The organism is Granulicatella elegans (genome assembly GCF_020735385.1).
Taxonomy (GTDB): domain Bacteria; phylum Bacillota; class Bacilli; order Lactobacillales; family Aerococcaceae; genus Granulicatella; species Granulicatella elegans_B.
This window is the reverse complement of the sequence record NZ_CP085953.1, coordinates 883,112-908,234: the sequence shown is the minus strand read 5'-3', so window position 1 is coordinate 908,234 and position 25,123 is coordinate 883,112. Positions and strand designations below refer to the sequence as shown.

Annotated in this window: 23 protein-coding genes; 4 read left to right on the top strand and 19 right to left on the bottom strand. The window is 34.2% G+C overall.

The annotated features are described in order from the left end of the window. Nucleotide 1: 1 nt before the first annotated feature. From dltA to pth, 12 genes are all read right to left on the bottom strand, one after another. Nucleotides 2–1,495: a D-alanine--poly(phosphoribitol) ligase subunit DltA gene (dltA, locus tag LK443_RS04560; RefSeq protein WP_227932383.1), complete on the bottom strand. Its 1,494-nt coding sequence runs from the start codon at nt 1,493–1,495 to the stop codon at nt 2–4. A 221-nt stretch (nt 1,496–1,716) separates the two neighbouring features. Beyond that, nucleotides 1,717–2,616, bottom strand: a complete 900-nt coding sequence (hslO, locus tag LK443_RS04555) for an Hsp33 family molecular chaperone HslO (RefSeq protein ID WP_227932382.1) — start codon at nt 2,614–2,616, stop codon at nt 1,717–1,719. 76 nt (nt 2,617–2,692) lie between these two features. After that, nucleotides 2,693–4,741: an ATP-dependent zinc metalloprotease FtsH gene (gene ftsH, locus LK443_RS04550; protein ID WP_227932381.1), complete on the bottom strand. Its 2,049-nt coding sequence runs from the start codon at nt 4,739–4,741 to the stop codon at nt 2,693–2,695. A gap of 91 nt (nt 4,742–4,832) precedes the next feature. Beyond that, nucleotides 4,833–5,375 carry a hypoxanthine phosphoribosyltransferase gene (gene hpt, locus LK443_RS04545; RefSeq protein ID WP_227932380.1) on the bottom strand — a complete coding sequence of 181 codons (543 nt, stop codon included), beginning with the start codon at nt 5,373–5,375 and terminating at the stop codon, nt 4,833–4,835. A gap of 1 nt (nt 5,376) precedes the next feature. After that, nucleotides 5,377–6,720, bottom strand: coding sequence for a tRNA lysidine(34) synthetase TilS (gene tilS, locus LK443_RS04540; protein WP_227932379.1), 1,344 nt, complete (start codon nt 6,718–6,720; stop codon nt 5,377–5,379). A gap of 79 nt (nt 6,721–6,799) precedes the next feature. Further along, a complete protein-coding gene (locus LK443_RS04535) occupies nt 6,800–7,291 on the bottom strand; it encodes a S1 domain-containing RNA-binding protein (RefSeq protein ID WP_227932378.1) in 492 nt (163 codons plus the stop codon). A 92-nt stretch (nt 7,292–7,383) separates the two neighbouring features. Continuing rightward, nucleotides 7,384–7,809 carry an FtsB family cell division protein gene (locus LK443_RS04530; RefSeq protein WP_227932377.1) on the bottom strand — a complete coding sequence of 142 codons (426 nt, stop codon included), beginning with the start codon at nt 7,807–7,809 and terminating at the stop codon, nt 7,384–7,386. Between the two features lie 164 nt (nt 7,810–7,973). Continuing rightward, nucleotides 7,974–8,672 (bottom strand): MgtC/SapB family protein, encoded by a 699-nt coding sequence (locus tag LK443_RS04525; RefSeq protein WP_227932376.1) that lies wholly within the window; start codon nt 8,670–8,672, stop codon nt 7,974–7,976. A 286-nt stretch (nt 8,673–8,958) separates the two neighbouring features. After that, nucleotides 8,959–9,231: an RNA-binding S4 domain-containing protein gene (locus LK443_RS04520; protein ID WP_227932375.1), complete on the bottom strand. Its 273-nt coding sequence runs from the start codon at nt 9,229–9,231 to the stop codon at nt 8,959–8,961. Nucleotides 9,232–9,235: 4 nt separating this feature from the next. Continuing rightward, the gene (locus tag LK443_RS04515) at nt 9,236–10,837 is read right to left on the bottom strand and encodes a putative polysaccharide biosynthesis protein (RefSeq protein WP_227932374.1); all 1,602 of its coding nucleotides are present in this window, start codon (nt 10,835–10,837) and stop codon (nt 9,236–9,238) included. A gap of 19 nt (nt 10,838–10,856) precedes the next feature. Next, nucleotides 10,857–14,381 (bottom strand): transcription-repair coupling factor, encoded by a 3,525-nt coding sequence (mfd, locus tag LK443_RS04510; RefSeq protein ID WP_227932372.1) that lies wholly within the window; start codon nt 14,379–14,381, stop codon nt 10,857–10,859. Nucleotides 14,382–14,452: 71 nt separating this feature from the next. Beyond that, on the bottom strand, nt 14,453–15,013 hold the full coding sequence (gene pth / locus LK443_RS04505) for an aminoacyl-tRNA hydrolase (protein WP_227932370.1): 561 nt from the start codon (nt 15,011–15,013) through the stop codon (nt 14,453–14,455). A gap of 160 nt (nt 15,014–15,173) precedes the next feature. On the opposite strand from pth, the gene LK443_RS04500 reads away from it, so the two are divergent. From LK443_RS04500 to LK443_RS04490, 3 genes are all read left to right on the top strand, one after another. After that, nucleotides 15,174–16,145, top strand: a complete 972-nt coding sequence (locus tag LK443_RS04500; protein WP_227932368.1) for an L-lactate dehydrogenase — start codon at nt 15,174–15,176, stop codon at nt 16,143–16,145. Nucleotides 16,146–16,232: 87 nt separating this feature from the next. Next, nucleotides 16,233–17,051 carry a Cof-type HAD-IIB family hydrolase gene (locus tag LK443_RS04495; RefSeq protein WP_227932366.1) on the top strand — a complete coding sequence of 273 codons (819 nt, stop codon included), beginning with the start codon at nt 16,233–16,235 and terminating at the stop codon, nt 17,049–17,051. A 183-nt stretch (nt 17,052–17,234) separates the two neighbouring features. Next, nucleotides 17,235–17,528, top strand: a complete 294-nt coding sequence (locus LK443_RS04490) for an antitoxin (protein ID WP_227932364.1) — start codon at nt 17,235–17,237, stop codon at nt 17,526–17,528. Nucleotides 17,529–17,624: 96 nt separating this feature from the next. Here the strand turns inward: LK443_RS04490 and LK443_RS04485 are convergent, their stop codons facing one another. The 7 genes from LK443_RS04485 to LK443_RS04455 form a co-directional block, all read right to left on the bottom strand. Next, nucleotides 17,625–18,005 carry a single-stranded DNA-binding protein gene (locus tag LK443_RS04485; RefSeq protein WP_227932362.1) on the bottom strand — a complete coding sequence of 127 codons (381 nt, stop codon included), beginning with the start codon at nt 18,003–18,005 and terminating at the stop codon, nt 17,625–17,627. A gap of 82 nt (nt 18,006–18,087) precedes the next feature. Beyond that, nucleotides 18,088–19,023: a DNA-binding protein WhiA gene (gene whiA, locus LK443_RS04480; RefSeq protein ID WP_227932360.1), complete on the bottom strand. Its 936-nt coding sequence runs from the start codon at nt 19,021–19,023 to the stop codon at nt 18,088–18,090. Nucleotides 19,024–19,089: 66 nt separating this feature from the next. Beyond that, nucleotides 19,090–20,109 (bottom strand): gluconeogenesis factor YvcK family protein, encoded by a 1,020-nt coding sequence (locus LK443_RS04475; RefSeq protein WP_227932358.1) that lies wholly within the window; start codon nt 20,107–20,109, stop codon nt 19,090–19,092. Further along, nucleotides 20,106–20,993 (bottom strand): RNase adapter RapZ, encoded by an 888-nt coding sequence (gene rapZ, locus LK443_RS04470; protein ID WP_227932356.1) that lies wholly within the window; start codon nt 20,991–20,993, stop codon nt 20,106–20,108. Before rapZ ends, LK443_RS04475 begins: the two co-directional genes overlap by 4 nt. Before the next feature lie 86 nt (nt 20,994–21,079). Then, complete coding sequence (locus tag LK443_RS04465) at nt 21,080–22,099, bottom strand: sensor histidine kinase (protein WP_227932354.1); 1,020 nt, start codon at nt 22,097–22,099, stop codon at nt 21,080–21,082. Next, entirely contained in the window at nt 22,074–22,757 is a 684-nt protein-coding gene (locus tag LK443_RS04460; RefSeq protein WP_227932352.1) for a response regulator transcription factor, read from the bottom strand. Before LK443_RS04460 ends, LK443_RS04465 begins: the two co-directional genes overlap by 26 nt. A 127-nt stretch (nt 22,758–22,884) precedes the next feature. Then, nucleotides 22,885–24,441 (bottom strand): bifunctional metallophosphatase/5'-nucleotidase, encoded by a 1,557-nt coding sequence (locus LK443_RS04455; protein WP_227932350.1) that lies wholly within the window; start codon nt 24,439–24,441, stop codon nt 22,885–22,887. 224 nt (nt 24,442–24,665) lie between these two features. Between LK443_RS04455 and LK443_RS04450 the strand changes: the two genes are divergently transcribed. Beyond that, a complete protein-coding gene (locus LK443_RS04450) occupies nt 24,666–25,088 on the top strand; it encodes a helix-turn-helix domain-containing protein (protein WP_227932347.1) in 423 nt (140 codons plus the stop codon). The last annotated feature ends 35 nt before the right edge of the window (nt 25,089–25,123 follow it).

Sequence of the window (25,123 nt, the reverse complement as noted above, 5' to 3'; positions counted from 1 at the left end):
TCTATAACTCCTTTAATTTTTTCTTATCAATCTTACCATTATTATTTAATGGCATTTCATCTAAAAAGACAATTTTTTTAGGAATCATATATTCTGGAACATATTGTGCTAAATCTTGTTTTACTAATTTACCTGTTGCAAATCGGCTTTTCACTTCTTCTGTATAAACAACATAAGAAATGATAGATTTAATTTTCCCATCTTCTGCATAAGATGGCACCGTTGCAGCTTGACGAATTTTCGGATTGTTCAATAAATTATTATCGATATCCTCTAATTCGATACGATGTCCATGTAATTTAATTTGGAAATCAATACGACCTTCACAGAATAATAATTCTCCTTCAAAATGACCTAAGTCTCCTGTTTTATAGCTGCGTTCTCCAACTTCAGGGATCATAAAACTTTTTTGCGTCATTTCTGGGTTTTGATAATATCCATTGGCTACTGTATCCCCTTGGATAATAATTTCCCCACTCTGTTCTCCGTCAATCGTAACGGTTGTTCCTGGTTTAATCACACCCACTGGTAAATTATTTGGATATTGTTCCAAAATCTCTCTCGTAATCGATACCCATGTAATCATCACCGTTGATTCTGTTGGGCCATAAGTATTCACTACCTCTGCACTTGGGAAACGATCTAATAATTTTTGCGCTGTTGCAGCGAATAATTTTTCTCCACAGAAAACAAATTGATCAACTTGTGGCAATAATTCTTGATTAAAGCTCGGATCTACTAAACACATTTCTGCAAATGAAGGTGTTGAAATCCAAATGGTTGCATTTGATTCTTTTAATGTATTGAAAAGTACTTTAAAATCTTGTAAATGCTGTCTATCAATTTGCACTAATGGCGCATTCATATAAAGTGATGGCCATAAAGACATCACTGATAAGTCAAATGAAAATGGCGGGTGTCCTAAAAAGACTTGCGAACCTTTTTCTGTATAATAGCCTGTATACCATTTCAAGAAGTTATTTAGATTTTCGTAAGTAACCGAAACTCCTTTTGGTTTCCCTGTACTTCCTGAAGTGAAAATAATATAAAAAATATCTTCATCTTTTACATAATATTTTGGATCAATACTTTGAGTTGTCGTACGAAGAATTTCTTTAGTAGCTGAAACGTCTAATAACGGAGTTTCTAATTCAATCTCTTCACTTATTAATACAACTGGTGATTGTACCGTTGCAATAATATCTTTCACACGGTCAATCGGTGTATTTACATCCACAGGACAAAATGCACGTCCCGATTTAACACAGGCTAAGAAATAGACAAGCATCATCGGATGTTTATGTCCATAAACAACGATTGGTTGACGATTATTCTGTAATCTTTCCTGTAAATAATACGCTAATTTATCAGAGTATTCCCAATATTGCGCTGGAGATAATTCTTCTTCTAAAAACAAATCATGACGATAGATTTTTTCAGTTTTTCCCTTAAAACTTGATAGTCGATCTAATAACTTTTCAAACACCTTATTCATTTCCCTTCTTTGTTATCTAATCGTCTAACAGCCAATTTCTAGACTGTCACATAGCAAAAGTATACCATATTATAGATTTTCTGAAAATCTTAATCGTTAAAATAGCACGATTTCTTCACATATTAGAATTTTTTTAAAATTCTCATTTATTTATAAGCTAGTATTTAGCGATTTTGTTTTCTTCAGAATAAAAAAGAGACGACATCAATCGTCTCAAAAAATTATTTTCTACATATTTTTTGACTTTGAATTTCTTCAATTAATTCATTTAAATTTTCTTCTGTAAATTGATATTTCTCTCCGCAGAAATGACAAACAATTTCTGCTCCATGATCTTCATCAATTAAATGTTGTAAGTCTTCTACTCCAATCGATAATAATCCTGCACTAAATCTTTCTCTTGTACAAGGACAATGAAATTCTACCGGTAATTTTTCCAACACTTTAATATTTTCTTTTCCTAGCAGACGATTTAATAAATCAATTGGTTCTTCTTGTTGGTCAATTAATTTTGAAACAAGAGGCATTTCGCTAATACGGCGTTCAATTTCTACAATCGTTTCTTCGCTAGCTCCTGGAAGTAATTGAATCATAAATCCACCCGCTGCACGAACAGATTCATCTGGATTCACTAAAACAGAAACACCAACGGCTCCATTTATTTGCTCTGAAACAGCTAAATAATATGTAAAGTCCATTCCGAGTTCACCATCTACAATTGGAATTTGTCCAGAAAATGGTTCTTTCATTTGTAAATCCTTAATGACGGTAATCGTCCCATTAGTTCCCACAACGCCACGCACATCTAGTTTCTCTTTTTCATTTAAAGGCAAACTTACATGCGAATTGGAAATATAACCTCTCATTTGACCTAACCCATTCGCTTCCGCCATGATTTTTCCACCAGGCCCATCTCCATTCACTTGAACCGTTATTTTTTCTTTTCCTTTTAAACTAGTCGCTAATAATTGAGTTCCAATCATCGTACGTCCTAATGCTGCTGTAGCTGCATTCCATGTGTCATGTCGTTTTTGTGCTTGAGATACTGTTTCCGTAGCTACAATCGCTACCGCTTTCACTTCATCATTAAAAGCTAGAACTTTTAATAAATGATCTTTCATTCTTCATTCCTTCTTTCCTTCATAAAAGAAAAGTGGGAAAGAAAAGCGTTAACTTCTCCTTCTCACTTTCTTGTCATTATTCTTGTTCTGAATCCGTATCTGAATCAGATTTTTCTTCAAAATCCTCTTGTTTTGAAGCTTCACGTTTTTCTAAAGCTTTTTTAGTTTCTTCAAAACTTGCTGCTTGTACTTCACTCGGATACTCTTCCTCCACATCTTCTGTTGGCATTTCTCCAGTTTCAAACAATGCTTTAATCGTGCGTTCGTCTAGAGTTTCTAATTCTAATAATTTTTCAGCAATGAGCGTTAATTGCTCTTGATGTTCTTCTAAAATTTGTAAAGCTTTTGCATAAGCTTCTTTCATAATAGAGCGAACAGCATTGTCAATTTCAAAAGCCACTTGTTCTGAATATGCTTTTGTTTGTCCATAATCACGTCCAATAAAGACTTGATGATGTCCTTCATATTGAACCGTTCCTAATTCATCATACATTCCGTACTCTGTAATCATACTACGAACGATTCCAGTTGCTTGTTCAAAATCATTACTTGCTCCTGTTGTTTTCTCATTAAAGATAAATTCTTCAGCAGCACGTCCCCCAAGTAATCCAACCACTTGCTCGAATAATTCTTTTTTAGTCAATAAGAAGCGATCTTCTTTTGGAAGCATAATCGCATATCCACCTGCACGTCCACGAGGAACAATTGTTACTTTATGAACAACACGTGCATCACTCAATACCATCCCCACAACTGTATGACCAGCTTCGTGGAAAGCAACCATTTTACGTTCTTTTTCACTAATCGCACGATCTTTTTTCGCCGGTCCTGCAATCACACGATCATGTGCTTCATCGACATCTAATTTATCAATAGATTTTTTATCTCTTCTTGCAGCTACTAACGCCGCTTCATTTAATAAGTTTTCTAATTCAGCACCAGAAAATCCTGGAGTTTGTTGAGCAATCACTTTCAAGTCCACTTCTTTTGCTAATTTTTTATTTCTAGCATGAACTTTCAGAATAGCTTCACGTCCTTTAACATCTGGACGACCTACTAACACTTGACGGTCAAAGCGTCCTGGACGTAATAAAGCAGGGTCTAGTACATCTGAACGGTTTGTTGCAGCAATCACGATGACGCCTTCTGTTCCTTCAAAACCATCCATTTCAACTAATAATTGGTTTAGAGTTTGTTCACGTTCATCGTGACCTCCACCCATACCTGTACCACGTTGACGACCAACAGCATCGATTTCATCAATAAAGATAATAGCTGGAGCGTTTTTCTTCGCATTTTCAAATAAATCACGAACACGGCTTGCCCCTACCCCTACGAACATTTCAACAAATTCAGAACCTGAAATTGAGAAGAATGGTACATTTGCTTCACCAGCAACCGCTTTTGCTAATAACGTTTTACCTGTCCCTGGAGGGCCTTCTAATAAGACACCTGCGGGAATACGAGCTCCAAGAGCTGTAAATTTACGAGGGTCTTTTAAGAATTCTACTACTTCTACTAATTCTTGTTTTTCTTCTTCCGCTCCTGCTACATCTGAGAAACGAACTTTTACTTTTTGTTTTTGATCGGTTGCTTTTGAACGACCAAAATTCATTACACCACGTGGGCCACCTTGTCCCATTTGACTTGAAAATACGTTATACATTAAAAATCCAAAAATCGCAATTGGAATTACTACCTGTAAAAATAATGATAACCAAACTCCAGACTGACTTTCAGGAAGAGTCGTAATTTGAGTGCCTGCTTGTTGAGCTGCATTATTAATTTCTGTTACCGTTCCATCATTTGGTAAAACGGTTGTTTTAAAATTCGAAGTTTTAGAAGATCTTTTATCAAATACAGATAAACCTTTAGAAGTTGTATTTGTATTTTCTTTTGCTTCTTTATATTCTCCAGTTATTGTATAAACGGAGTTTGCATACTGCATTTTAATTTCTTTAATGTCACCTTTTTTCAATTCTTGAATGAATTGTGTATAACTAACTTCTGTCGTTTGTCCATTAGAACCTTGATTAAACCAAGAAACTAAACCAACAATTGCCACAAAAATCATAATATACATTAGTCCATTACGAAATATTTGACGATTATTATTTGTATTCATTTTGCCTCCTGCAATTCATAAATTGTTGTATAGCTTAGTGTATCACACACAAGGGCGTTTGACCATTTTTGATGATTAACTTAACCAAATCTTATGATTCATACACTTCTGGTTTTAATACGCCAATATATGGCAAGTTTCTTAAGTTTTGTTTGTAATCTAAACCATAACCCACTACAAATTTATTTGGAACTTCCACTCCAACATAATCCGCATCAATAGCAATAACACGACGTTCTTGTTTATCTAATAATGTTACGATTTTAACACTTGCTGCTTGACGATGTTTTAATAGTTCAACCACATGCGCTAAAGCACGACCTGTATCAATAATATCTTCTACAATTAACACGTGACGATCTTTTACACTTTGATCTAAATCTTTCAAAATACGAACTTCACCACTTGATTCAAATGCATCTCCATAACTAGATACATCCATAAAATCTACTTCTAAATCACAGTCCATCGCACGAACAAGGTCTGTCATAAAGAAAATAGCTCCTTTTAAAATACAAATGACTAATGGATTTTTATCTTGATACTCTGCTGTTAAAGTCTTCCCTAATTTTTCAATTGTTTCTTCTAATTCTTTCTTGCTGACAACTACTTCTGCAATATAATTATCTAACATATTAGCACCTCTTCTTTTTTCTATAGACTATTCTTATTCTATCAGTTTCTTTGCTTTTGGACAATGATTGTGTTTTGCGAAATCCTAATATTGCGATGATTTCTTTTGAAGAATTTTCTACAACCCATAATTTATCCCTTTCTTCTTTAGGAATTTTCTGATTAATACACCATCTTCTTATACTCTGATGTTGATTTTCGTTCAAAAGAAAACAATCATTTGGCTTTCTCCTACGAATGGTTAATGGAAAATCTTCCCTCGATACAAACATCTTCCACCCCTTTTTTGCTGTAAATGATACAACTTCATCTTCTGATAACACAATATCTGCTGATTGAATATTTTCTACACTTATTTCTTGATAGGGAATGTCATTTTTTTCTTCTTTTACAATCTGTAATTGATCATATCTTTTTTGGAAAACCCATCCTTTTGGCAAATTCAAACTCAGTTGAGACTTATCCGACAAAACAGCTTTTTGAATCTCGGATACATTTTTTGTACTCAATAATCCCCAAAGTTTTTTAGATAGTTCTACTAAAATAACTTTTTGAAGTCCTACTGGTTGCTTGATGTAATTTTCGCGATTCCAAGACCAACCGTTATGTAATTCTACTATTTCTTGTTCCATCCATTGATAAGCTAGATGTAAAATCAATTCTTGTTGTTCTTGTAACGTTTGCGTAAATTCTTGAATTTTTTGATTCAATTTAGGGTTTTCCTGTTTGAAAAGCGGAATGATTTCCTGTCTAAATCGATTTCTCGTATATTCTAAACTTTGATTCGAGGCATCTTCTCGATAAGGTATTTGATGAATCGAAGCATACTTGTATAATTCTTCTTTATTCACCGTTAAAAAAGGACGAATGAGATAGCCATTACCAAAAGAACGAATTGGCTTCATTCCTGCAATCCCTTCAAGCGTACTTCCTCTAGTTAATTTCATTAAAACCGTTTCCGATTGATCATCTGCATGATGAGCTACAACGACATAAGGGGCTTGATTTTTATTCATAGATTCTTCCAATTTTTGATAGCGAAATTTTCTTGCTTTTTCTTCAATTCCTACTGTCTGACTAGCTCCTTGTTCCCAATGATGCACTTCCAGCGAAATATTTCTTTCACTACAAAAAATTCGAACCATCGACTCTTCTTCATCTGATTCTTTTCTAAGATGATGATGAATATAAACAACCGAAAACTGTAATAACGGATATTTTTTTTGAATCAAGAAAAAACTCTCCAATAACACCATCGAATCTACACCACCCGAAACAGCTAATAAAAAAGACTCTTGTTGCCAATTAGGAATATATTGCTTTAAAAATCGTTCTACATTCTTCATTCAAACACCTCCCATCTGATTGATATCTTCCAATGACAAAAATGAGACTGGATATTTCCAGCCTCATTAGAATACTTTATTATGAGCGACGTCCGCCACGTCCGCCACGTTTGCCTTCTGTATTACGTTTTAATGAAGTTAAACGATCTTCAGAATCTTTTAAGAAGGAACTCATCATTGCATCAAAATCATTCACTTTTGCTTGTGATGGAGATTTTTTTTCAAACGACGGAGCTGATTTAGCTGAATAAGGCTTTTTAAACCCTTGACCTTCTTGATTACGTGAAGCTGATTTTTGGAATTTTGGCTTTTCTTCAACAGTTTCTTCAGAAAAATCGGCACTTGCACGACGAATTGATAAACTTACTTTTCCGTCTCCAGAAATTTCCATTACTTTTACTTGTACTTCATCTCCAACTGTTAAGACATCTTTAATATCTTTAATATAAGAGTTAGATACTTCACTAATGTGAACTAAACCCGTTTTACGATTTCCTAAATCCACAAAAGCCCCAAAATTTGTAATACCAGTTACTTTACCAGGTAAAATATTCCCTACCTCAATTGACATATAAAAAGCGTTCCTCCTTCAAATTTTCCTTTTATACACACGCTCAACGAGTATAAAAGATTATTTCTAACATTCGTAGCACTTTGCAAAAATTAATGACGAGATTGATTATCTTTTGCTTGTTGAATTTTATTTTGCGCAGCATCATCAGGTGTATTGAAAATAATTTCTCCTGATTTACTTAAGTAATATTCACTTCGTGCAAGTTTTGCAACATAATCATCTTGTTGTAATAACTCAACTTGTTGAACTAGAGCCTTTTGTTTTTCTTTTTCTTTTGCTTCTTCTTTTTTCGCTTCTACGATTTGTGCTTCAATCTTACTAGCTTGATTCATCTGTCCAACAATTTGTAAAATCAGTGTTCCAATAACAGCTATCACTACTGCCATAAGTAATGAATGCCATACAGCTACTCGTTTCCACACAGGCACTTTCGGTAAATGAACATTTTTATGCAATTTTTTCTTTTTTGCTTTAAACGCAATAATGTTGCTATTTTCTTGTTGCTGTTTATTCACTGCACTGACTCCTTTAATGATTATATGACGAGTATAACAAGAATATGATAACTAGTCTATGCTTTCATGGAAATTTTTATAAAAAAAGACTTTCGACATAGCCATGAGATTCGCTTTGCGAAGTTTCTGGCGTCCTTCTTACTATCTCAGACAAGTCTTGTTCGTTAATATTCTTCGGTTTTAAACTTAATCTTCTTCACTTCTAAATCAGAATGTTGTTCTTCCATATACTCTTGAATTTTCTCAATTACAATTTCTTCATCATGCTCTACACGTAAAATCAGTTCATATTGACCATCATCCAATTCTTTTGCTTCAACTTGAATCGATTGATAATCCTCTAAATGACAAAAATCATAAATCTTCTGCATAATCGTTACATCTGGGACTAAGCAATGGATACTGACTTGACGATTTTGTGCCTTCAATGGAGACTCATGTGTCAATAATTGGATTATGACAACAACTGCTGCACAAACAACTCCAAAAATCCACATTCCTCCACCAATTGCTAAACCAATACCTGCTGTTGCCCAAATTCCTGAAGCCGTTGTAATTCCGCTGATTTTCTTATCTCTCATAAAGATAATTCCACCACCGATAAAACTAATACCACTAACTACTTGCGCTGCCACACGTGCTGTATCAAATTTGGAAGTATCTAAAAATGCTTCTTTAGAGATTAACATCATTAACGCTGAAGTTAACGCTACAATAACGTGAGTTTTAATTCCTGCTTGTTTATTTCTAGATTTTCGTTCATGTCCAATAGCCCATCCACATAAGCAAGCTAAAATAATGGCTATTAAATGTCTAACTTCTAATATTGCATCAAAATTTCTACTTAAAATTGTTTCTACCATACTTGCTCCTTCATGATCATTGAATTTTTTGTACTATCACCAAAATGATAACGTTCCCATTATTCTATTCTTTTCTTCCATAATTGTCAAGAAATCTTATCTTTCCATTTTGGCATCATTCTAAGAAACACAATTGTTAAGTCCACAATCACACCAAAAGGTACTGAGTGAAAATGTAGCATCGTGCTCTTTATAATTATAGGACCAAACGAGAGTGTACAATATTTTGTGTAAGTTTTTCCTAAAAAATAAGAGAGGTGGACTAACCAACTCTCTCTTCTCCGTTTTAAAACCCTTCTGTTTTCACTACTTGTTTTTCTTCTAAAATCGTAAACATTTCTTTGGCATCTTCTTTTCTCGTTGAATCTAAAATTGCATCCACTCGAACCGTTACAGTCTTATTTCCAAATTGAATGGTAATCCTATCTCCTACTTTTACATCCGTTGAAGATTTTGCCACTTTATCTTGTACCGTAATTCTTCCTTTATCGGCTACTTCTTTTGCAACACTTCTTCTTTTAATCAATCGAGATACTTTTAAATATTTATCTAATCTCATTCTTTTACCCTCGTTTCTTCCATTTTCTTGTAAATCTTAATAGCATTTTCCCTTTTGGAATCATCAACCATTCACGAATGGTAAATAATTTTATCCGAATCGCCCCTATTATAAATACGATGATTCCAACACTCACTAATAATAGAGCAATCAGCGTATCTTTTGTTCTAGAATCACCAGCTGGGAAATAACCTTTAAAAATGCTATTCAAAATTCCTACAACGATTGCCATTCCTATTGTTACAATTCCTAATTTTATCATCGTTGACTTTAGATGATTCAAAGAATATTTTCCCTCTCCACTCAGAATCCAAATCATTGCTAGCATCATAAACAACCCTAAAACCGTTGCAATACTAGCTCCTAATGTTTGAAGCCATCGAACAAAGACCATATTGCCAAATGCTTTTGTAATCAATCCGACTAATAAAGCCATAAGCGTAATAGAATATTTTCCAGTACTTTGTAATATTCCATGGTACGCCATCATCATAGACGCCAACACAATACTAATACTATAAACACTCAATACATCATTTCCTTGAATATCTCCAAAAAGCATATGATTGACTCTTGGTAAAATAACCAATAATCCTACTGTTGCTACCACTGAAAATACCATTGTCATTTTTAAAAGAGACTGTTTCAATTGTTCAAACTCTTCTAAATGTTGCTTTGTATAACTACGACTGAGTAAGGGTAAGTAGCTTGAAGAAAATCCCACTCCTACAACCATTCCTAATTGCACCAATGGTTGTCCTCGATCAAAAATTCCTTTTAAATCTTTGGCAACTTCTTGACTGATTCCCTGTTCTACTAGACCTTTAAATAAGGTAAATGAATCTATTAATTGGAACAATACTAATATCGAACTTAATAAACATATAGTTCCACCTTCAATGACGAATCTCTTTAGCAAGACTCCCCATTGAATCTTACGAGGTTCAATCTCTCGACTGCCATTCCAATTTTCAAAAGAGTCTGATTTTTTATAATACAATAATACAAAAGTTGCTATCACTGCCGCAATCACTGCGCTCGACATTGCCCAAGTTCCCACTACATATAAATCATTCGTGAGACTGCCATAAAAACTTGCTGCCAATAAGATAACACTTACTCGAACGACTTGTTCCACTACTTGAGAAACAGCTGTTGGAACCATTCGATTCGTTCCTTGGAAATATCCCCTTGCAATGACCAAAAATGGCATCATTAAAAACATCCACGAAACACTTTGAATGACTGGGGATAATAAAGTATCTCCCATCCATGAAGCAATGAGTTCTGACTGTGTATATAGAAGTAAAAATACTCCTATCCCTAATCCACTTAAAATCCAAAATAATCGTTTTAAAAGAAGAGACAATTCATAATCCGAACGATACTGAGCAATCAATGCTGACACAAATACTGGGAAACCAGAGAGAGCAAAGGTCATTCCAATTCCATAAATGGGATAGACTTGCTGATAAACGTAAAACCCAGTATTTCCAACCATATTTTGGAAAGGAACTCGATAAACGGCACTTAATATTTTCGCAATGAAGGCTGCTAGTGACAATACCAACGCTCCTTGCATCATCTGTCTGTTCGATTTAACCATTAGCTCCTCCTCTCTTTGCTTAGTCATTTTCCTCTTTTTGATTTGCTACAACTTCACAACATTTTTCTAACAAAATTTTTAATTGTTCTAGCCATAAATCCGTTGGCTGATTCGTTACATTGAGTAATACTTGTAAAGTCATCCCTTTTTTAGTGACTTGAGCAGGTAATTTCACTGGCCCAAGAGCTTCAAAAATGGCAACTCCTTCTAATCGTTGAGCCACCGGTTGAGCAATCGATACAATGATTGAATATCGTTTTTTCTTAATCGAAGTAATCGATAATTGCTCTGCAAAATATTTTAACATTCCAACTTCTAATAAATAGCTCACTTCATCTGGAAACTCCCCAAAGCGATCAATAAAATCATCTAATAATTCATGATACGTTTCCATACTATCAATGGAACGAATTCGTTTATACATTTCAATTTTTTGACGTTCATCTTGAATATAAGTAGATGGAATATAAGCATCTACTTGTAAATCAATTTCAACAGAATCTTCCAATGTTGGAACAGCTTTTCCTTGTTTTTTCAATACTGCTTCACTCAACATTTGAGAATATAAATCAAATCCAACAGAATCAATAAATCCATGCTGTTGTTTTCCTAATAAATTCCCTGCACCACGAATCGATAAATCTCGCATCGCAATTTTGAATCCTGATCCTAATTCTGTAAAGTCACGCATCGCTTGTAGACGTTTTTCTCCAACTTCTGTTAAAGTTTTATCTGGTTGATACATTAAATACGCATACGCAATACGGTTCGTTCGTCCCACTCTTCCACGTAATTGATATAACTGAGACAAGCCCATATGATCTGCATTTTCAATAAACAGAGTATTGACATTTGGAATATCTACCCCTGTTTCAATAATTGTTGTTGTCACTAAAACATCATATTCGCCTTCAATAAATTGATATAAAATATTTTCTAATGTTGTTTCACTCATTTGTCCGTGAATGACTCCGACTCTTGCTTCAGGAACTAATTGACGTAATTCATCTGCTTTCTTCTCAATAGTCTCCACACGATTATATAAATAAAAGACTTGTCCTCCACGAGTTAATTCTCGTTCAATGCCATCTTTAATCGTAATTCCTTGTTGTTCCATCACAAAAGTTTGGACAGGATAACGGTTTGAAGGTGGCGTTTCAATAACGGATAAATCACGTACGCCAAGCATCGACATATGCAAGGTTCTAGGAATTGGCGTTGCAGTTAATGTTAAAACATCGACTTGAGATTTTAATTGTTTCAATCGTTCTTTATGTTTTACCCCAAATCGTTGTTCTTCATCGACTACTAATAAACCTAAATCTAAGAAATCTACATCTTTTGATAAAACACGATGCGTTCCAATGACAACATCCACTTGCCCTTTTTTCAGACCATCAATAGTTTCTTGTTGTTCTTTCTTCGATCTAAATCGACTTAACAAGCCAATCGTGAACGGATAATCTGCAAATCTTTGAACAAAATTTTCATAATGTTGTTCTGCTAAAATCGTTGTTGGTACTAATACAGCCGCTTGTTTGCCATCCATTAACGCTTTGAAAACTGCACGCATAGCTACTTCCGTTTTCCCATACCCAACATCTCCAACAAGTAAACGATCCATTGGTTTATCTTTTTGCATATCTGCTTTAATTTCCTCAATACTTCTTAACTGGTCTTGAGTTTCTGAATAAGGAAAGGCTTCTTCAAATTCTTTTTGTTCTACGGTATCCTTGCTGAAGGCATACCCTTTTTCTGCATCACGTTTTGCATATAATTCAATTAATTCATCCGCAATATCTTCAATTTTCGTTTCAACTTTACGTTTCGTTTTAGCCCATTCGCTACTTCCTAATTTATTTAATTTAGGAACTTTTGCATCCGAAGAAACATATTTTTGAACTAATTTAATTTGATGAACGGGTACAAATAAATGCCCTCCATCTTGATAATGAATCGACATGTAATCTTGATGGACACCATTAATCTCTAATGTTTCCATTCCTTGATACACACCGACCCCATGATTGACGTGGACAACATAGTCTCCAACTGCTAATTCGGTATAACTCTTCAATCTCTCCGCATTAGAAATTTTTTGAGTTCTTGGAGCACGCTTCGTTAATTTATTAAACAGTTCCTTTTCTGTAACGACTACAAATTTATCTTGCGGTAATTCAAATCCATGGCTAAAAGTTCCTACCATAATTTGAAGAATTCCTTCTTGTACTTCTTTTGTAATAATCGCTGGAATATCAAAATCATGGAAAGTTTGTTCTACTTTTGAAGCTCTCGTTAACCGATCCACCACTACAATAACCGTAGCCTTTTGTTTCGCCCAACGATCTGCTTCTACTTTGACCATTGGCATTTGCGAGAAGAATTGTGTCATCGAACGTTCTTGAATATTGTGAATGGCTTCAAACGTTAATCGTCCCAATCCCTTTTGGAATAATGAAAAATACGTTCTTGGAAGCGTAGAATCTTTTAATACTTTCTTTCCTTCAAAAATCATATCAATCGAACTAGCAATCATTCCTAATTCTAATTGATGAATTTTCCATAATCCTGCTTCTTCATGAAGTGAACGTTGTTTTTCTTGAATACGAGCATAATCATCAATTAATAAATATCCCTTTTTAGACACATAATCTAAAATAGTCGTTTTCTCTTTATAAAATAGTTCAAGCCAATAAGATATTTTAGGAGGAATCTCTCCTTCTTCTAATTGTGTCAACAGGTGATTCATTTGATTGGTTAATAATTGCGTACGTTCATCTGATTCACTACTCTTCATATCTTTTTCATAAGCTTTTTGAATTTTAGCTTTTGCCTCAAATACTACTTCATATTCAAATGGAATATCAGTTGCCGGTAAAAGAATAATATTTTCCACCATTTCAAGTGAGCGTTGTGTTTCTGCATCAAAATGACGCAAGGAATCTAATTCATCATCAAAAAAATCTAACCGAATCGGATGTTCTTGATCCAACGGATAAATATCAACAATGCCTCCACGAACGGAAAATTCTCCCGGTGCAGCTACCATCGCTTCTCTACGATACCCCATCCGTCCTAATTGACTCACTAATTCTTCTACTTCTAATCTTGTTTCTCCAACAACTAATTCAACCGTACTTTTCTTCCAAACTTCTAATGGAACTAGTGGCTTTTGAATTCCTGACAAAGGAACGACCGCAATTCCTTTTTCTCCACTTGCTAAAAACTGCAAAGTTCGAATTCGATTACTAATCACTTCAGGAGAATGGATGGAATATTCTGCCGCTAACGATTCCTCTACTGTAAACAAATGGACTTCATCTTCATACCATTGTCCTAATTCTTCATATAATTGAGTTGCTTGTAACATTGTTGGCGTTACAATAACTATTGGTCCTTTCCAATGATCATACGCATTTGCTACTGCTAAATGCTTCGCAGCTCCAGTTAACCCTAACACTAACTGACTTTGCATCATAGGAAGATTCTCTATCCATTCTTTAAAACTATGGATTTGTTTTTTACTAATTCCTAACGGTAACATATCTTTTCCTTCCTCTTTATATACGCACTAAAAAGGTTGAAACTTTCGCTCCAGCCTTTTTTCAAGTTTATTTAATTATAACGATTCATTGTTTGAATAAAGTTATCGCATTTTATCCAATCTCTTAGCGCTTCTACGCTTTTATCTACAGAAGCTAAAATATCTTCTTGTTCTTCCTTTTCAAAATTAGCTAATACATGATTGATTACACTTCGACCTGGTGCCGGTCGACCTACACCAATTTTAATGCGATTAAACTGGTCACTTCCTAAACAACTAATGATACTCTTAACCCCATTATGTCCTCCGGCACTGCCTTTTTGACGTAACCTAATTTTTCCTACTGGAAGATCCATATCATCATAAAGCACTACAATATCTTCAATATCAATTTTAAAATAATTCATGAACGGACGAACCGCTTGACCGGATAAATTCATATACGTCAACGGCTTCATGAAAATGACTTTTTCTCCATCGATATGTGTTTGAGTAAAAGTTGCATCAAATAACGCTTGATTAAATTCCAATTTTTCTTGGTAAGCAAATTCGTCAACAGTAATAAATCCGATATTATGACGAGTTCCTTTATATTTTGCTCCTGGATTTCCTAATCCAATGATTAATTTCATACGTTCACACCCATTTCTATCTTGAGTCCTACTTAGTATATCACAAACTATTCAAAAACCGAAAATTTAATTCATTTTGTAAGCTTCTGAAAACCCTTCACAAAATAAAATATGTTATACTATTCATAGTTATTCCATTTAGGGAACAGGAGGTAACAGTATGAAAAAATTTATTAAACCTAGTAATAAAGTAATTTTAGTTGGAGATGGCGCTGTAGGTTCTAGTTATGCCTATGCCCTTGTTCTTCAAGGAATTGCGGAAGAACTTGGAATTATTGATATTGCACGAGAAAAAACAGAAGGAGATGCCTTAGACTTATCACACGCTCTAGCATTCAACTCTCCTAAGAAAATCTATGCAGCCAGTTATGAAGACTGCCAAGATGCAGACGTTATTTGTATCACAGCAGGTGCAGCTCAAAAACCAGGTGAAACTCGAATTGACTTAGTACACAAAAACTTAAAAATCTTAAAAGGGATTATTGATCCAATTATGGCAAGTGGATTTGATGGAATCTTCTTAGTTGCATCAAATCCTGTAGACATTTTAACTTACGCTACTTGGAAATTTTCTGGATTGCCAAAAAATCGTGTAGTAGGATCAGGTACTGCATTAGATAGTGCTCGTTTCCGTCAAGCAATTGCTGAATTAATCGATGTCGATGCTCGAAACGTTCATGGATATATCCTAGGAGAACACGGAGATACAGAATTCCCAGTTTGGTCTCATGCAAATGTCGGTGGATTACAAATTTATGAATGGGTTCGCCAAAATCCGGATACAGATGAAGAAAAATTAGTCGAAGTATTCTTCCAAGTAAGAGATGCTGCTTATGAAATCATTGCGAAAAAAGGAGCTACTTACTATGGTATCGGAGCAACCCTAGCAAGAATTACAAAAGCCATTTTAAATAACGAAAGAGCTATCTTCCCATTATCCGTCTATCTCGAAGGACATTATGGACAAGAAGATATTTATATCGGAGTTCCAGCCGTTATTGGACGAGATGGCATTCGTCAAATTATTGAAATCCCATTAGCTGATGCTGAACAAGAAAAAATGGATTTATCTGCTACTGCCTTAAAACAAGTCATTCACGATGCCTTTGAACGTTTAGAAAATGAAAAATAAAAAGTTTACCGACTTCCAAAAATGAACCTTTGGAGGTCGGTATTTTTATGGTAAAATGAAAACACATTTTAAAAAGGAGTCAATCAGATGATTAAACTAATTGCCATCGATATGGATGGAACATTATTAAATTCTAAAAAACAATTACTAGAAGAAACGAAACAATATTTCAAAGAATTTCATCATAAAGATACAGAAACACTATTAGTTCTATGTACAGGTAGACCAGAAACAGGAATTCGTCCTTACTTAAAAGATTTAGGATATCTTGAAGAAAATCATTATATTATTAGTCAAAACGGCGCTAATATTTATGAAAGCCAAACAGGGAACCGTATCATGGATGCATTTGTAGATTCAGCTGCTATCCAAAAATGGATTCAACTTGGAAAAGAACACAACATTAGTGTGATGGGAGGCGGAGTTGATTATTACTACTCCTTTGACCAAGAACCAACAGAATGGATGGAATATGATGTAAAAATCATCAACGGAGAAATCAAACGTATTACAACGAAAGAATCTCTTACAACAGATTTTTATAAAATTTTACTACTTGGAGATGAAGAACAATTAAACGAATTTGAGACAGTAATTCCAGATTCATGGAGAGAGGAATTCTATGTCGTTCGTAGCCAAAAATATTTAGTTGAGGTCCTAAAAAAAGGCGTCAATAAAGCTTATGGACTAGAAAAATTAGTCCAAAGACTCAACCTCAACCAAAACGAAATTGCCGCTATTGGAGATGCCGCCAATGATATCGAAATGCTTCAATACGCAGGATTAGCAATCGCAATGGGAAATGCCACAGAAGAAGTTAAACATCTATGCAGCATTGTAACTGACACAAACGAAAATAATGGTGTTATTAAGGCAATTGAACGTATCGTTATTGAGAAGGAATAATACGTTCAACTGCTCAAGTAGTATCACTCAACTCATTACTCATATTTTTATGTTCTTCCATGAGAAAGAGACATACATTTTATTAGTGTCTGCACCGAACAAGGCAGCCTTTGTTTTAATTTTTCAACACAATAAATTATGCTACAATGTATTTACAAAATATCTTTACAAAAGGTGGTTATTATGGCGAGTACTCAACCAGTGAATTTTAGAGCAGATTCTACATTCTACCAACAATCAAAAGAGATACTAGCAGATGAAAAGATAACTTTATCTGATGTATTCAACGCAGCACTTCGTAAAATTGCAACTGGAGCAGTTGACCCTAAAGAATTTGTATTCAGCGATTCTCAAGAACCACAATATCAAGTTGCCTTTGAAGATTTGAAAAAAGAGATTTTGCTTGGTCATCAGGACATTCAGCAAGGGAAACTTACTTCTTTGTCAGATGTGAGAAAGGAATTGGGTGTTGATTAATCACTTACGCTCCCATGTCATTCCAAAGAACAAAAAAAGACTTCCCATTGTAGTGCAGGAAAGACCTAATACTACAATTCCAGGAAGTCTTTTATCTTATTCCCCTTCAACCGTGAAAATCGAAGCAAACTCATCCGTTTCTTCTGGCTCAGTTTCTTGCGACTTAGGCTCTAAGAAATAACATTCCTCAATAATCACCTCTGTCACATAAACATCCTGCTGATCACGATTCTTATAATGTCTCGAATGAATACGACCCTCAATCCCTAAACGATCACCCTTCTTCACAAAACGCTGAATCCGATCCGCCAGCTTTCCAAAAGCAATCACCTGAATAAAATCCGTCTGCTTATCCCCATCATTCTGCCTATAAATACTCTGTACTGCCAAAGTATTTCGACAAACAGAATTTCCCTTCTCAGATTGATGAACAGCGACGTCCTTAATCAGACGACCAATTAATGAAACATGATTCATTTTTCCGTACCTCCATTAAATGATTAAAGAACAATTTGTTCTTCACTCTATAAGTACGAAAAAAATCTCAAAAAATATTTTTTTACGAAATATTTTTTCTTAAATTTTCAGCAAATTCAGATATTTTTCTCAAACGATGGTTTACCCCCGATTTTGAAATCGAACCAGAAGGAATAATTTCCCCTAAGTCCTTCAAACTAATATCCGGATTTTCTTTTCTCACTTGAGCTAATTCAAATAATTTTACAGGTAATGCCTCTAAACCAACTTTCTCCTCAATGAATAAAATATCTTCCATTTGACGAGAAGCTGCTGTAACGACTTTATTAATATTGGCATTTTCACAGTTCACTAAACGATTCACCGAGTTTCTCATATCTCGTACAATACGAATGTCTTCAAATTTCATCATCGCATTCGCTGCCCCAATGAGCGCAAGAAAATCCGCAATTTTTTCTGCTTCTTTTAAATAAGTAATAAATCCATTTCTTCTCTCAATCATTCTGGCATTGAGCCCAAAAGCATTCATCATATCACAAATATCTTCATTATGTTCTTCATAGTTAGAATAAATTTCTAAATGATAGCGACTCGTTTCAGGATTATTTACGGATCCCCCTGCTAGGAATGCACCTCTTAAATAAGAACGCATTTTCTCTTCATTATCACGAATCTCTAGTGGAATATGTGTAATTAATTCCAAGTTTTCCATAATACCTAGATCACTTAAAATTTCCTTAGTCCCTTGTTTTAACCGTACGATATACACATTATTTTTCTTCAATTTCATTTTACGGCGAACTAGTAATTCACTTTCAATTTGATAATGCTGTTTTAATAATACGAAAATACGTCTTGCAATTGCCGCATTTTCTGTTTGGATATTTAATACAAACTGACGATTAAATAAACTTAGAGAACCATTCATACGAATCAGGGCCGCTAATTCTGCTTTTGCATGTTCAATATGTACTTCTAATTGCGTTAATTCTTTTTTCGTTTCAGATGCAAATGACATAATACCCTCCTCTCTTTATACAATAGGAGTGGGAAAGAACCATTGCTCTTCCCCACTTCTTTTTCGTTAATCATGTTTGACACTTCGTAATAAAGTAAATAATTCATCAATGACTTTTTGTCCATCGTGATAGACACCATTTTCTCTTAATTTAAGAAAATCTGTCGAGATTACTCGACATCCTTGATCACGTAAGCCTTGGAAATCATATTTTACTTGATATAAATATTCTTCATGTTTTTGTTGATTTAAATATTCATCTGGAACAGACTCCGTATTGACTAATACTGTATCAATAAAAGATTCTTCTAAATGCTCATGTAACACACGAACATGATCACTATCTGTAAAATGTTCTGTTTCCCCAAGTTGCGTCATAATATTACAAATATACACCACTTCTGCCTGTGTTTCGCAAACTGCTCGTCCAATATCTTCAATCATTAAGTTTGGCAAAATACTTGTATATAAACTTCCCGGTCCAATTACTACCATATCGGCTTCCATAATGGCTTCTACAACATCTCGAGAAGCAATTGGTTTACGATTTTCATCATAAGTATGAACGCTAACATGTTTAATTTTTTTACGATGCTTGGCTAATTGAGACTCTCCATCTACAATCGTTCCATCTTCAAATTCTGCTCTTAGCAATAATGGTTCTTCTGCAGCAGGATAAACATGCCCTTCAATACTCATCATTCTAGAAAGAAGACGAATGGCATCAAAAATATTATTTCCCTGCATTTCTGTTAAGGCAGCAATAATTAAATTCCCAATTGCATGACCTGCAAAAAATTGATCATCTGACTTGAAGCGATATTGAAAAATATCTTTTTGCAAAGAACTCATTGGAGATAATGCACATAAGCAGTTACGAATATCTCCTGGAGGCACAACATTAATATAGTCACGAATAACGCCTGAACTTCCTCCATCATCAGCAACCGTTACAATTGCTGTAACATTTGCATCCTGTTTTCTTAAATTTCTTAATAATACAGGTAATCCTGTTCCACCACCAATAACGGTAATTTTAGGTCCTTTCTTTCGCTTTTTTTCTTGAGGTTCTACTTCAAAAATCACGAACGACCATTCCCTTCTTTACGTTTATCTTTATCTCGGTGAGAAATCATTACATGATATGAGTCAGACATTAATTCTCTTCCTGTACGTTCTGTTAATGCAACAGAACGGTGTTGTCCACCCGTACATCCAATCGCAATCGTTACACTGGATTTTCCTTCTTTTTTATAACCAGGAATGACAAAATCTAATAATTCCATAAATTTATGATAGAAAGTTTTTGTCTCTGGTTGACTCATGACATAATCATAAACGGCAGAATCTTGTCCTGTTAACGGACGTAATTCATCGATATAATGCGGATTTGGTAAGAAACGAACATCCATTACGATATCCGCATCAATTGGAATACCATATTTAAATCCAAACGATACTACTTGAATGGTAAAAATATCACTATCTCCATTTGAGAAAGTATGCATAATTTCTTCACGCAATTTTCTTGGAGAAAGAGTTGTAGTATCAATGACTTTTTGTGCGCGCACTTTAATATCTTGTAATAAACGACGTTCCGCTACAATGCCATCATATACACGTCCATCACCTGCTAATGGGTGAGTACGACGAGTTTCTTTATAACGAGAAACCAATGAATCATCACTTGCTTCTAAAAATAAAATTTTCGTAGTAATAAACGAAGTATTATCTAATCCACTAATCGATGGCATAATTTCATCGAAAAAAGCTCTTGAACGTAAGTCGATGACTAATGCAATTTTTGTAATTTTTCCAGATTCTTTTACTAATTCCCAAAATTTTGGTAATAAACTTGGTGGCATATTGTCAACGCAAAAATAGCCCATATCCTCAAAGCTCTGCATTGCGACCGTTTTTCCGGCACCACTCATTCCTGTAATGACCACTAATTCTAATTGATCTACCATGTGTCATTCACCTCTCCTATTTCAGTTCTCTTTATCATAACATATCCGGGCGTTCCATGGGAAATTTTAAGTCATTTTCTTCCCTTTTAAATCCTAGTATCTAGTTTATCTTGCTGTAATAAAATTTTTAATGTTGTTCCTTCTCCTACAATCGATTCTACCGATAATTTTAATCCTAAATTTTTCGCAATTTCATTGGATAAATATAAGCCTAATCCTGAAGAATGGTAATTCATTCTCCCGTTAAATCCGCTAAATCCTCTTTCAAAAATACGTTGTTGATCAGATGTTGCAATTCCAATCCCTGTATCTTGAATACATAAATAAGGTCCCTCTAAATAAATAGAAATCTGCCCCTCTTTATCCGTATACTTAATCGAATTTAATAAAATTTGTTCTAAAATAACACTAAACCATTTTGCATCCGTCACAATGACTTGATCAACAGCATCATAGGATAATCGAAGATTTTTATAAATAAAGAACGTTGCAAACTTCTTCAATATTTGACGAATAATGTTATCTAGAGAATGTTCTCTTAATACTAAATCTTGATGAAAAGTCTCCATTCTAACATAATGCAGGACAAAATCAGTATAAGTCGTAATTTTAATTAACTCTTGTTCTAATGGACTCTTTTCAGGAAGCGTTGGTAAAGTCTGAATTAATAATTGACTCGAAGCAATACTTGTCTTAATTTGATGAATCCACATTGTATAGTAATCTAACTGCTCTTTATAAGCTTCTTTTTGTTGAAATTCAGTTTGCGATAATTGAGAGGCATAATCCTCTAAAGTCTCTAATAAAAACTGTTCAGATGATGTCCACACTTTTTCGCTTTGAAGCAACTCTTTCCAATTTGGATTTTCTTTTATTTTTTTATACTGCAAAAAATCCTTTGCACACCATGAAGCTAAAAATAAGCCTGAAAAAATGAGAACTAGTACGATTAAATACAACATCCATTCCAATGCATTAAAAGCAAATCCAAAGACTAGCCATAAGCATAGAATAAAAGCGATATACCATAAAAAATGTTTATGACTGCATAGCCACTGTTGAATAAACTGTCTCCTCTCTTTACTCATTGGTATCCACCAGGCCATAACCAATTCCTTTTTTAGTCGTAATAAAATTCACTAAGCCGCATTCTTCTAATTTTTTACGAAGACGGGCAACATTAACGGTTAAAGTATTATCATCAATGAAGAAATCACTATTCCATAATTCCTTCATCAATTCATCTCGACTCACAAAACTTCCGACTCTTTCAAAGAGAACACGTAAAATTTGAAATTCATTTTTTGTCAAATCAATCACTTGTTGGTTATAAGTAAATTGAGTCGTCTTCAAATGTAACGTCGCACTCTTATATTCAAGCCAATCTTGAGTTCCAACAAATTCATACGCACGACGGAAAAGTCCTTGAATTTTAGCTACTAGTATCGGCATTTCAAAAGGTTTCGTAATATAATCATCTGCCCCCATATTAATCGACATGACAATATCCATCGGTTGTTGGTGAGATGATAAAAATAAAATTGGCACATTCGAAATTTTACGAATTTCCTGACACCAATAATAACCATTAAAAAAAGGAAGAGTAATATCTAATATTACTAACTGCGGATTCACTCTTACAAAATCATCCATTACTTTATTAAAATCTGTTACACATTCAACTTGATAATTCCATTTACTTAATTCCTGAGCTACAGCATCACGAATAATCGGTTCATCCTCCACAATCATCACCGTATGCATCCATTTCACCTCAATTTCTAATCATTCCTATACACCTTGATTGTATCACGGAATAAATAAGAAAAAAACACCTTCCTTTCATAGCTTAGCTACAAAGAAAAATGTTTTCTCATGATTAACTAAAAATTTATTTGATAATCGTCTTGAAGTTTTGGTTTGTTGTAGCTTCTAATACGGGATGTTTTTTCATATAATCGGCAATTAATTCCGTCATATCAATTTGAACTTCTCGTACAATTTTTTCTGGTTTAAACATGGCATAGTTTCCGCCACCTACTGCACGATATTGGTTTGTTACAACTTCTAATTCATCCGTATCTTTAACAGGAGCTCCATGATAATCTAGTCTTGTCACTCGTTCTCCAAATGGTTTCGTAAAATCAAGCGTATACTCAATACCTTCATACATATCATAATTATAATATTGTGGTTTTGGTTCAATATATTTTGGATTAAATTGAACTTGTCCATCTTTTACAATAAAGTAAGTTGCTACTCTTTCTAATGCTAAACGTAAATCTTCTCCAGAAATTTTTAGCACCGCTAAAGTATTTGGATAAATGTAGTTTGTAATGACATCACGCATTGCAATTTTAGAACCAAATCCTCGTCCTTCATTATTGAACAAAGCAGTTCCTGAAATATCTGCACCAGTTGCTTCCATTTGAACTTTATTAATAAATTCAATATAAGGATGTTCGACTAATCTTGCTTGTTGAGGATCTGTAATCGTCATATCTCCAACAACAGTTCCTACAGGTGTATCTAACCAATTTTCTACATCAGCTTGTAATTCTTCAAACATTTCTAACACTTTAGGATCTGCTTTAACTTCTGCTGTTTCGTGTAATTTTGCTTGACTATTAACGACCACATAACGGTCGCCTTCTTTTTCAACTTGTAAACAAATTTCACCTACATAAGCTCCACGATATCCTGGTTGAATTACAGGAACTCCGTTTACTTTTGTTGCAATAACACGGTGTTGGTGTCCTGTTACAAGAGCATCAATTCCAGGTACTTTAGTCGCAATGGCATACCCTTCATTTTCCCCTGTTAATAATTCTGTTGGTTCACCCGTTTCTAAGTCTGACTCAAATCCTCCATGATAGGTTACCACTACAATATCTGCTTTTTCACGCATTTCAGGCACATATTTTTGTGCAGTTTCTAAAGCACTAATAAAAGTTAAATCTTTAACCGTTGCAGGTTGTTCCCATTTTGGTATATATGGAGTTGTTAATCCTAAAACTGCAATTTTAACTCCTTCTTTTTCAATAATACGATAAGGTTCTCCAAACACTTGCTCTCCTGTTTTAGAAAGAATGTTCGCACAAATAATCGGATGATTGTATGATTCAATGGCTTCACGCAAATAATCTAATCCATAATTAAATTCATGATTTCCTAAAATTCCTAAATCATATTCTAAATAGTTTAAAACTTTTGTTAAGTCATGGGCAATATGATGGCCTTGTTTACGAACATAATAACTTAATGGAGACCCTTGAATAAAGTCACCATTTTCAATTTGAACAACTGGACCTTTTGCTTCTTTTTTTATTTTTTTAATAATAGTTGCAGCTTTAGCTGTACTAAATCCTAAATCTAAATTTCTTTCAGCATAGTTTGTAGGTAATACATACCCATGCATATCACTTGTTTCAATAATTTTGATTTCCATCTTATCCCTCATTTCACTCTTTAGTCACAGTTCATTGTATCATACAAAAATCAAAATAAATAGATAGATTCTCCCCTTTATTCCTAAACGTAAAATTTCAAAGTAACTTCTAGTTAAGTATCAAAACTATGTTAAGGTATAATACATTTGTGACAAAAAGAGTACAAAAAAAGAGAACCAATGTTCTACTGAAGTTGGGAAAAAATCAGGAAAGAGGTTCTCTTATGAAATCTATTATAACAGAAGAAATCAAATTAAGACAGCGTGCAGTAGAATATGCCATAAAACATGATAATAACGCTAAAGCAGCAAGAAAATACCATACAACTAGACAACAAATTGCTCGATGGAGAAGTCGATATGATGGGACTGCACCATCATTGCTTCCAAAGAGTCGAGGACCTTTACATCATCCGAATAAACATAAAAAAGAAGAATTAGAACTGATACGTAAAATGTACAAACGTTATAACAGAGATGGATTAGCAGAGGTTTATATACAATGTCAAAGAAGAGGGTACACACGTTCATATGGAGCTATGAAAAAAATGATTAAAAAACTTCAATTAATTGAGAAGAAAGAAAAAAGAACGTATCCTATGATCCAGAAGCGACAACTAAAAAAACGATTTTCGAACAAAAATTAGAAGAAAAAGGCATCAAACATATAAAAACTAGACCA

Coding starts and splice junctions, on each gene's coding strand:
- dltA (WP_227932383.1), bottom strand. CDS start 1,495: ATGAATAAGGTGTTTGAAAAGTTATTAGATCGACTATCAAGTTTTAAG.
- hslO (WP_227932382.1), bottom strand. CDS start 2,616: ATGAAAGATCATTTATTAAAAGTTCTAGCTTTTAATGATGAAGTGAAA.
- ftsH (WP_227932381.1), bottom strand. CDS start 4,741: ATGAATACAAATAATAATCGTCAAATATTTCGTAATGGACTAATGTAT.
- hpt (WP_227932380.1), bottom strand. CDS start 5,375: ATGTTAGATAATTATATTGCAGAAGTAGTTGTCAGCAAGAAAGAATTA.
- tilS (WP_227932379.1), bottom strand. CDS start 6,720: ATGAAGAATGTAGAACGATTTTTAAAGCAATATATTCCTAATTGGCAA.
- LK443_RS04535 (WP_227932378.1), bottom strand. CDS start 7,291: ATGTCAATTGAGGTAGGGAATATTTTACCTGGTAAAGTAACTGGTATT.
- LK443_RS04525 (WP_227932376.1), bottom strand. CDS start 8,672: ATGGTAGAAACAATTTTAAGTAGAAATTTTGATGCAATATTAGAAGTT.
- LK443_RS04520 (WP_227932375.1), bottom strand. CDS start 9,231: ATGAGATTAGATAAATATTTAAAAGTATCTCGATTGATTAAAAGAAGA.
- LK443_RS04515 (WP_227932374.1), bottom strand. CDS start 10,837: ATGGTTAAATCGAACAGACAGATGATGCAAGGAGCGTTGGTATTGTCA.
- mfd (WP_227932372.1), bottom strand. CDS start 14,381: ATGTTACCGTTAGGAATTAGTAAAAAACAAATCCATAGTTTTAAAGAA.
- pth (WP_227932370.1), bottom strand. CDS start 15,013: ATGAAATTAATCATTGGATTAGGAAATCCAGGAGCAAAATATAAAGGA.
- LK443_RS04500 (WP_227932368.1), top strand. CDS start 15,174: ATGAAAAAATTTATTAAACCTAGTAATAAAGTAATTTTAGTTGGAGAT.
- LK443_RS04495 (WP_227932366.1), top strand. CDS start 16,233: ATGATTAAACTAATTGCCATCGATATGGATGGAACATTATTAAATTCT.
- LK443_RS04490 (WP_227932364.1), top strand. CDS start 17,235: ATGGCGAGTACTCAACCAGTGAATTTTAGAGCAGATTCTACATTCTAC.
- LK443_RS04485 (WP_227932362.1), bottom strand. CDS start 18,005: ATGAATCATGTTTCATTAATTGGTCGTCTGATTAAGGACGTCGCTGTT.
- whiA (WP_227932360.1), bottom strand. CDS start 19,023: ATGTCATTTGCATCTGAAACGAAAAAAGAATTAACGCAATTAGAAGTA.
- rapZ (WP_227932356.1), bottom strand. CDS start 20,993: ATGGTAGATCAATTAGAATTAGTGGTCATTACAGGAATGAGTGGTGCC.
- LK443_RS04465 (WP_227932354.1), bottom strand. CDS start 22,099: ATGGCCTGGTGGATACCAATGAGTAAAGAGAGGAGACAGTTTATTCAA.
- LK443_RS04460 (WP_227932352.1), bottom strand. CDS start 22,757: ATGCATACGGTGATGATTGTGGAGGATGAACCGATTATTCGTGATGCT.
- LK443_RS04455 (WP_227932350.1), bottom strand. CDS start 24,441: ATGGAAATCAAAATTATTGAAACAAGTGATATGCATGGGTATGTATTA.
- LK443_RS04450 (WP_227932347.1), top strand. CDS start 24,666: ATGAAATCTATTATAACAGAAGAAATCAAATTAAGACAGCGTGCAGTA.